The sequence below is a fragment of the Kitasatospora sp. NPDC054795 genome (genome assembly GCF_053611565.1).
Map to the genome: position 1 here is coordinate 26,993 of NZ_JBSHAP010000025.1, position 7,486 is coordinate 34,478.

General features: G+C 73.9%; 6 protein-coding genes. 2 read left to right on the plus strand and 4 right to left on the minus strand.

All coding sequences use genetic code 11. The features are described 5' to 3' along the window. Positions 1 to 44: 44 nt before the first annotated feature. The 4 genes from ACWGJO_RS12070 to ACWGJO_RS12085 all read right to left on the minus strand — a co-directional run bounded on the left by ACWGJO_RS12070 (position 45) and on the right by ACWGJO_RS12085 (position 5,083). Entirely contained in the window at positions 45 to 1,478 is a 1,434-nt protein-coding gene (locus ACWGJO_RS12070) for a glycosyltransferase 87 family protein (protein ID WP_452183337.1), read from the minus strand. A 127-nt stretch (positions 1,479 to 1,605) separates the two neighbouring features. Continuing rightward, the gene (locus ACWGJO_RS12075) at positions 1,606 to 3,165 is read right to left on the minus strand and encodes an amino acid permease (protein ID WP_380354743.1); all 1,560 of its coding nucleotides are present in this window, start codon (positions 3,163 to 3,165) and stop codon (positions 1,606 to 1,608) included. 383 nt (positions 3,166 to 3,548) lie between these two features. After that, entirely contained in the window at positions 3,549 to 4,235 is a 687-nt protein-coding gene (locus tag ACWGJO_RS12080; protein ID WP_452183338.1) for an ABC transporter, read from the minus strand. Then, the gene (locus ACWGJO_RS12085; RefSeq protein WP_452183339.1) at positions 4,232 to 5,083 is read right to left on the minus strand and encodes an ATP-binding cassette domain-containing protein; all 852 of its coding nucleotides are present in this window, start codon (positions 5,081 to 5,083) and stop codon (positions 4,232 to 4,234) included. The genes ACWGJO_RS12080 and ACWGJO_RS12085 overlap by 4 nt, the downstream gene beginning before the upstream one ends. A 164-nt stretch (positions 5,084 to 5,247) precedes the next feature. Here ACWGJO_RS12085 and ACWGJO_RS12090 point away from each other — a divergent pair, with 164 nt between their 5' ends. Together ACWGJO_RS12090 and ACWGJO_RS12095 are read left to right on the plus strand one after the other, a co-directional pair. Further along, positions 5,248 to 6,576, plus strand: a complete 1,329-nt coding sequence (locus ACWGJO_RS12090; RefSeq protein WP_380539280.1) for a VWA domain-containing protein — start codon at positions 5,248 to 5,250, stop codon at positions 6,574 to 6,576. Between the two features lie 2 nt (positions 6,577 to 6,578). Then, complete coding sequence (locus ACWGJO_RS12095; protein WP_452183340.1) at positions 6,579 to 7,460, plus strand: peptidase; 882 nt, start codon at positions 6,579 to 6,581, stop codon at positions 7,458 to 7,460. Positions 7,461 to 7,486 lie beyond the last annotated feature (26 nt).

Here is a 7,486-nt window from a genome sequence, read left to right on the forward strand (position 1 = left end):
CGAACGGCCCGCCCGGCCTCACGGCAGGGCGGGCCGGGGCTTTCTCAGCCGCGCGGCAGCGCGGGCTGCGGCCTCTCCCGCACCCGGCCGGGCGGGACCGGGCGCCGGCTGCTCCAGCGGCGGGCCGCCAGCCGGGGCCAGATCATCAGCACCACCGGCAGCGCCAGGTACCCGAACCGCCCGGCCGGGGCCAGCATGAAGGCGATGGCGAGCCCGGCGGCCAGCAGGTCCGCCGCGGCGATCGCGGAGACCGGCGGCCGGGCCAGCAGCCAGATCGCCACCGCGACCAGGGCCACGGTCATCAGCGCCAGCGAGATCGCGTGCCCGGTCGGTCCGAAGCCGGCCAGCACCTTGCCGGGCAGCGGGCTGCCCGCCGGGGTGCGGATCGCCGTCATCCCGAGCGGAAAGCGCACCACCTGTTCGCGCAGCGCGGCCGGCTGGGCCAGCGCGGAGGGCAGGATCACCAGTGTGCTCACCCCGATCCCGATCAGCGCGGTCCGGGCCGCGGGGCGGCGGCCGTACAGCCGCCAGAGCAGCAGGACGGCGACCGGCAGCGCGGGCCAGGCCGTCCACTTCAGGGTGCAGGCGAGGGCGAGCACCAGTCCCGCGCCGACGGTGCGGTCCCGCTCGGCGAGCGCCATGGCCAGGCAGCAGACCCCGATCAGCGGCAGGTCCACCCCGCCGACCGCCAGGGCGAGCGCGATCAGCGGCGAGGCGGTGAGGACGGCCAGCGGCAGCAGCGGCGCGCGCGGGTCGCCCCCGGCGGGGCGGGCGGGCCGCAGCAGCCGCCAGGCGGCCAGCAGGCAGACGAAGAAGGTCAGCGCGAACCAGATCCGGGCGTCCCCGGCGACCCTCGCGAAGGCGGTGGAGTCGCCGAGCAGCTGGCGCGGCATCCCGAACAGGGACATCGCCGGCAGGTACGGGTTGTAGTCGGTGACCACCACCGGGTGCGGCAGGTACGCGGTGCCGGTGGTGAGCAGCAGGTGGGCCGAGCGTTCGACCACCATGACCTCGGACTGGTGGCGACCGTTCAGGGCGAGCAGGGCCAGCGGGACCAGGACGGCCCCGACGAGGGCGACCGAGGCGGCGGCACGGGCCGCGAAGCGACGCGGCAGGGTCAGGCAGAGCAGTCCGGCCAGGACGTAGGCGGGGGCCGCGATCAGGCCCCACAGCCGCTGGTTGGCCAGGTCGGAGACGAGCGGGAAGGCGGCGGCCCAGCCGGCCGCGACCAGGCAGCCGAGCAGTTGGACGGTCCGCATCGAGGCGAGCCCGGCGAGCCGGGCGCCGTTCAGCCGATCGGGCGTGGGCGGAAAGGTGCTCTCGCCACGCTGTCGGGGGAAGGGGCGGACGGAGAAGCCGCGCGGCGGTCGTCCGGGTCCGGACGACGCCTCGGTCGCGGAGGTCTGGGCCGGCGTTCTGCTGCGGCCGGTGAAGCGGCCGCGCGGGCGGAAGTAGCCGGGCGTGCGGGTGCTCACCATGGTGGAAGGTTATGGGTGGGAGCCGGGCCCTGTCGCCATGGCGTTGGACACCGGACGGGCGTTGGCGGGAAAAGGGCCGTCGGCCGCCTCGGCGGCCGGCGGCCCTTCACCGGGTTCTGGTTCCGGGTCAGTCGGCGGAGCTGTCCGAGGAGACGGACGGCTGCCCGGCCTGCTCCAGCCGGGAGTGCCGGATGCTGTAGCCGAAGTAGACGACCAGGGCGACGGCGAGGGCGATCGCCCCGGCCCGGAAGGTGTCGGCGTGCAGGCCGGTGATCAGGTAGATGCAGAAGCCGACGCTGATCAGCGGGACGACCGGGTAGCCGGGCACCTTGAAGCCGCGCGGCAGGTCGGGCTGGGTGCGGCGCAGCACGATCACGCCGATCGAGACCACCGAGAAGGCGATGAGCGTGCCGAGGCTGGTGATGTCGGCCAGGACCCGCAGCGGGATGAACGCGGCCAGCGCGCCGACGCCGAGGCCCACCACGATGGTGTTCCAGATCGGGGTGCCGGTGCGCGGGGAGAGCTGGGCGAAGCGCTTGGGCAGCATGCCGTCGCGGCCCATCGAGTACAGGATGCGGGTCTGGCCGTAGATCACCACGAGGGTGATGCTGAAGATCGAGACGATCGCGCCGAAGGCGAAGACCATCGCGGGCCAGCTCTGGCCGGTGATGTCCTGGAGGATCTGGGCGAGGCCGGCCTCCTGGCCGTCGAACTTCTGCCAGGGCTGGGCGCCGATGCCGGCCAGGGCGACCAGGATGTAGAGCAGGGTCACCACGACCAGCGAGATGATGATCGCCATCGGCAGGGTGCGGCGCGGGTTCTTGACCTCCTCGCCGGCGGTGGACACGGCGTCCAGGCCGATGAAGGAGAAGAAGATGCTGGACGCGGCGATCTGGACGCCGCTGAAGCCGAGCGGCATGAACGGGCTCAGGTTGCCGGAGTGGAAGCCGGTGAGCGCCACGCCGATGAACATCAGCAGGATCAGGATCTTGATCGCGACCATCACCGCGTTGACCTTGACCGACTCGCTGACGCCGCGGATCAGCAGGACGCAGACCATGGCGACCAGCAGCAGCGCCGGCAGGTTGAACCAGTGGGTGCTGTCCGGCGCGCCGGAGAGCTCCTCGGGGATCGTGAACCCGAAGGCCAGGTCGAAGAACTTGTTCAGGTACTCGGCCCAGGTCACCGCGATCGCGGAGGCGGAGACGCCGTACTCCATCAGCAGGCAGATGCCGACGCCGAAGGCGACGCCCTCGCCGAGGGTGGCGTAGGCGTAGGAGTACGAGGAGCCGGAGACCGGGATCGCGGAGGCCATCTCGGCGTAGCAGAGCGCGGTGAGTCCGGCGGTGACCGCGGCGATCACGAAGGACAGGATGACGGCCGGGCCGGCCGAGGGCACCGCGGTGTTCAGCACGAAGAAGATGCCGGTGCCGATGGTGGCGCCGATGCCGATCGAGGACAGCTGCCACAGCCCGATCGAGCGGCGCAGGTGGATGCCGGAGCGCCCGCCCTCCTCGGGCGCACCGGCCGGGAGGGAGTTCTTGCCTTCGGTCTCGGCGATCAGTGTCGAGACGGGCTTGCGTCGCAGCAGACGCGCACCAAGGGTGTTGCTGGCCAAAACTGCGGTCCTTCTGGGCGGGGGAGGGTGTCCTGGTGGCTGGTCACCCGAAACACCCTGGGGTGTCATCGGGGATCAACCGAACAAACATGGGACAGTACCCGGCGAAAGCACCAGTGTCGCAAACGAACAGTCCCAACCGGCGCATTGTCCGAATTGGCGCACAGTGATGTACAAACCGGACACTTCGTAAACGGCGCTTCTACCTCCCGGCGATTAAAGCAGCAGGTCGGCGCCGCGCGGGGATCACCCGCCGAGCACCGCCCGCATCACCGACCGGGCGATCGGCGCGGCCAGGGCGCCACCCGTCACATCGGTGGCCCCGCTGTCCGCCGGGCCGGCCGGGTCCCGGTGCCGCACCCTGGCGAGGGTTGTCCATATGTAGGACTATTCGCTGCGGTGTGTCCGCCGTCGACGGAATCGCCCGGGCCCGCCGGTCCGTCCCGGGGTCGTCACTCCGGCCGCCGCCCGGCCAGCGCCGCCACCCCCGCCCCCACTGCGGCCAGCAGGACGACGGCGGCCGACAGGCTCGCCCACGGCACCTCGATCCGCCCGGTCCGGGCCGCCGACACCAGAGCGCGCACCGCCGTGTTGGCCGGCGAGACCGGCACCACCAGCAGCAGCGTGGCCAGCCCCAGCGCCGTCGGGATGCCGTACTGCGGGCGGAGCAGCACCGGACGGTTCGCCAGCGCCCCGGCCAGCACCCCCAGCAGCGCGCTGACCACCGAGGCCGCGAGGCCGGCCGCCACCGCCGCCCCGGCCCCCGGCTCCTGCCGCGCCCCCGGGTCGGCCACCGGCCCACTGGTCCACCAGACCGCCGCCACCTGGCCGGCCGCCAGCACCAGCGACACCGTCAGCGCCGCCAGCAGCGCCCCCAGGTGGACCCGGACCGGGCCCGCCGCCGCCACCAGGCAGGCCCGCGAGGCCGGCGGCTCCGCGCTCAGCACGCTGCGCACGTACCAGGCGCTCACCGGCAGCAGCACCCCCGCGCCGAAGCCGAGGCCGCCCAGCAGCGGGTCGCCCGCCGCCACCCCGACCACCAGCAGCAGCGCGTACGCCAGGAACGGCGGCAGCCAGGCGTGCGAGCGCAGCAGCAGCTCCAGGTGGTAGCGGGTCAGCGCCCCGATCCGCGCCGTCACCGCTGCCCCTCCTCGCGCCGCCGCACCGCCAGCACCCGGACGGCCGGGCGGCCCAGCAGCAGCCGGCGCAGCAGCGCGTCCGAGTGCGCGGCCGGCACCGCCAGCCGCACCGCCGTCCCGGCCAGCGCGGTGACCTCCGGCGCCCCCGGCAGCAGCGGAGGAAGCGGGGCGCCGTCCGGGACGTCCACCTCGACCTCCATCACCGGCCCGTCCCGCGGCGGCTCCTGGGGACCGTCCTCGACGGGCCGCAGCACGCCGTCCGTGCCGACCCCGTAGGCGGCGCTGGTCAGCCCGGCCAGCCGGGCCGGGTCGTGGTCGACGAACAGCACCGTGCCGCCCGCCGCCGCCCGATCGGCGGCCGCCTCGTCCAGCACCGCCCGCGCCTGCGGGTCCAGCCCGGTCCAGGCCTCGTCCAGCAGCAGCACCCGCGCCTCGGGGAGCAGTGCCTGGGCGACCGCGACCTTCTGGCAGGTGCCCTTCGACAGCCGGCTCAGCGGCGTGCCCGCCCGGTCCGCGACGCCGAACCGGTCCAGCCACTCCCCCGCCCGCCGCCGCGCCCGCTCCGCCGACAGCCCGTGCACCCGGCCCACCCTCAGCAGGTAGGAGGAGGCGTCGAAGGGCAGCGCCGGCGGGAAGCGCTCGGGCACGTACGCCGCCGGGCCGGGCCGCACCACCCGCCCCGTACTGGGCCGCTCGATCCCGGCGACCAGCCGCAGCAGCGTCGACTTGCCGCTCCCGTTGCGCCCGGCGATCCGCACCAACTGCCCCGGCCCGACCGTCAGGTCCACCCCGCGCAGGATCCACCGCCCCCGCCGCCCGTACCGCTTGCCGACCGCCGCCAGCTCCATCGCGCCCCCTCCGCCGTCCGATGCGTACGGAAGGCTATCCACGGCGCATAAGCCCGGCGTCAGCGAATTGCGCACCGATGCGCCGGAGTTCGCGCCGGAGCTGGTTGAGGCACGATCCGGACTCGTTTCGCCACGATGAACTGATGATCCCTAGGATCGGCCGGGTGACTACCGGACGACGACCACAGACCAGGCTCGGCAGCCTGCTGGCGGCCCTGGCGATAACGGGCGCCTCGCTGCTCCTCGGCCTGCCCGCCCACGCCGACGAACCATCAGCCGGGGCCGCCCCCGCATCCAAGGAGGCCCCCCGGGTCGACCTCGTCCTGGACGTCAGCGGCTCCATGACCGCCACGGACATCCAGGGCAAGAGCCGCATCTCGGTGGCCCAGCAGTCGCTGAACGAGGTGATCGACGCACTGCCCGCGGAGACCGAGTTCGGCATCCGCACCCTGGGCGCGAACTACCCCGGCAACGACAAGGCCCAGGGCTGCCTGGACACCAAGCAGCTCTTCCCGGTCGGCAGGACCAACAAGGTCGAGGCCAAGACCGCCGTCGCCACCCTGCGGCCCACCGGCTGGACCCCGATCGGTCTGGCCCTGCGCGGCGCCGCCCAGGACCTCGGCAAGGGCGAGACCACCCGCCGCGTGGTGCTGATCACCGACGGCGAGGACACCTGCACCCCGCCCGACCCGTGCGACGTCGCCCGCGAGCTCGCCTCCCAGGGCATCCACCTGGTGGTCGACACCCTGGGCCTGGCCCACGACGACAAGACCCGCCAGCAGCTGCTCTGCATCGCCAACGCGACCGGCGGCACCTATACCGACGTCCGCACCCAGGAGCAGCTCACCGACAAGGTGAAGCAGCTGGTCGACCGCTCCAACGACACCTACACGGTGGCCCCGGTCAAGACCGCCGGCACCGACAAGTGCGAGAGCGCCCCCGTGCTCGCCCCGGGCGTCTACACCGACCGCGAGAAGTTCTCCGAGCACCGCGTCTACAAGGTCCCGGTCAAGTCCGGCCAGGAACTGCGCGCCTCGGTCAGCGTCGCCCTCGACCGCCCGGTCGCCCGGGACTACGGGGTGCTGCTCCAGGCCACCAGCGCGACCGGCCAGGAGTTGGTCCGCGGCACCGACGCCGGCAGCGGCCGCACCGACGTGGTCTCCACCGGCCTGCGCTGGTCCACCGACGACTCCAAGGGCTACGTCACCGCGAGCCCCACCGCCTCGAAGGGCTCCAAGGAGAAGCCGGAGACCACCGTCTGCCTGGTCGTCAGCAACTCGCTGGCCCCGCAGAACGGCGTCCTGGCCGACCCCGGCATGCCGCTGGAGCTGACCGTCGACCTGGCCTCCGCCTCGCCCGCCCCGGAGGGCGCCGCGATGGGCCTCGGCCGCGGCTGGATCCTGCTGCTCACCCTCACCCTGGCCGGCCTGGCCTTCGGTCTGGTCTTCGGCTGGATCGCGCGCTGGCGGATCGCCGTCTGGCGGGAGAACTGACCATGCGTACGACGATTCGCGGCGCCCTCGCCGCCCTCGCCCTGCTGCCCGCCCTGGCTCTGAGCGCCCTGGGCGCCCCGGCGGCCTCGGCCGCCTCGCCGTCCCCCTCGGCGAGTGCGAACGGCACCCCGGCCCCGGCGACCAAGGCCGGCACCTCGTTCCTGACCGCGGTCAACCTCTCCCCCGGCCAGGACGCCAACGTCTCCGTCTCCACCGGTGACTACCTGTACTGGGCGTTCGGCGCCTCCGAGGGCCAGACCCCGACGGTCGACCTGACCGTCAACCTGGCCCCCACGGCCGACCGGCACGGCCCGCAGACCTGGTCCGTCGAGATCTTCGACGGACTGCGCCGGCGCCAGTCGTGCACCGCCGGTACCCAGAACGCCACCGCCGAGCAGAGCACCGCCGCCCTGGCGCTGAACTGCACCCTGCGCGAGGTCCGCACCTGGGCCGAGCCGTGGTCCGGCGACCCGCTGCCCGGCACCTACTACGTGCGGCTGTCGGTCAGCGACGTCCCGCAGCCGGACCTCGGCCTGGCCTCCTCGGTCCAGCTGCACGTCGCCGCCAAGGGCGACGCCGACAACGCCCAGCCGGAGGGCGGCGAGCTGAAGGCCCCGCTGGTCCCGCCGGTCGGCGGCGGCGCGAGCACGGCCAAGGCGGCCGCCCCGGTCGCCCAGGAGGAGCACTGGTACACCGGCTGGTTCTCCGGCTGGAACAGCCGCTGGTACTGGACGATCGCCGGCGGCTTCCTGGCCGCGCTGGCCGGCGTCCTCGGCTACAAGCTGACCCGGCACCCGCGCGGCCACCGGCCCGGCCACTACGGCGCCGTCCCGGCCCAGGGCTCCCACCACAGCGGCAGCTACAACGGCTCCGACCGCCCCTGAGGCACCCCGCGGGGCCGGCCGGACGT

Excerpts from the sequence above, each read along its gene's own strand:
- ACWGJO_RS12070 (WP_452183337.1), bottom strand. The coding sequence starts at position 1,478 with ATGGTGAGCACCCGCACGCCCGGCTACTTCCGCCCGCGCGGCCGCTTC.
- ACWGJO_RS12075 (WP_380354743.1), bottom strand. The coding sequence starts at position 3,165 with ATGACACCCCAGGGTGTTTCGGGTGACCAGCCACCAGGACACCCTCCC.
- ACWGJO_RS12085 (WP_452183339.1), bottom strand. The coding sequence starts at position 5,083 with ATGGAGCTGGCGGCGGTCGGCAAGCGGTACGGGCGGCGGGGGCGGTGG.
- ACWGJO_RS12095 (WP_452183340.1), top strand. The coding sequence starts at position 6,579 with ATGCGTACGACGATTCGCGGCGCCCTCGCCGCCCTCGCCCTGCTGCCC.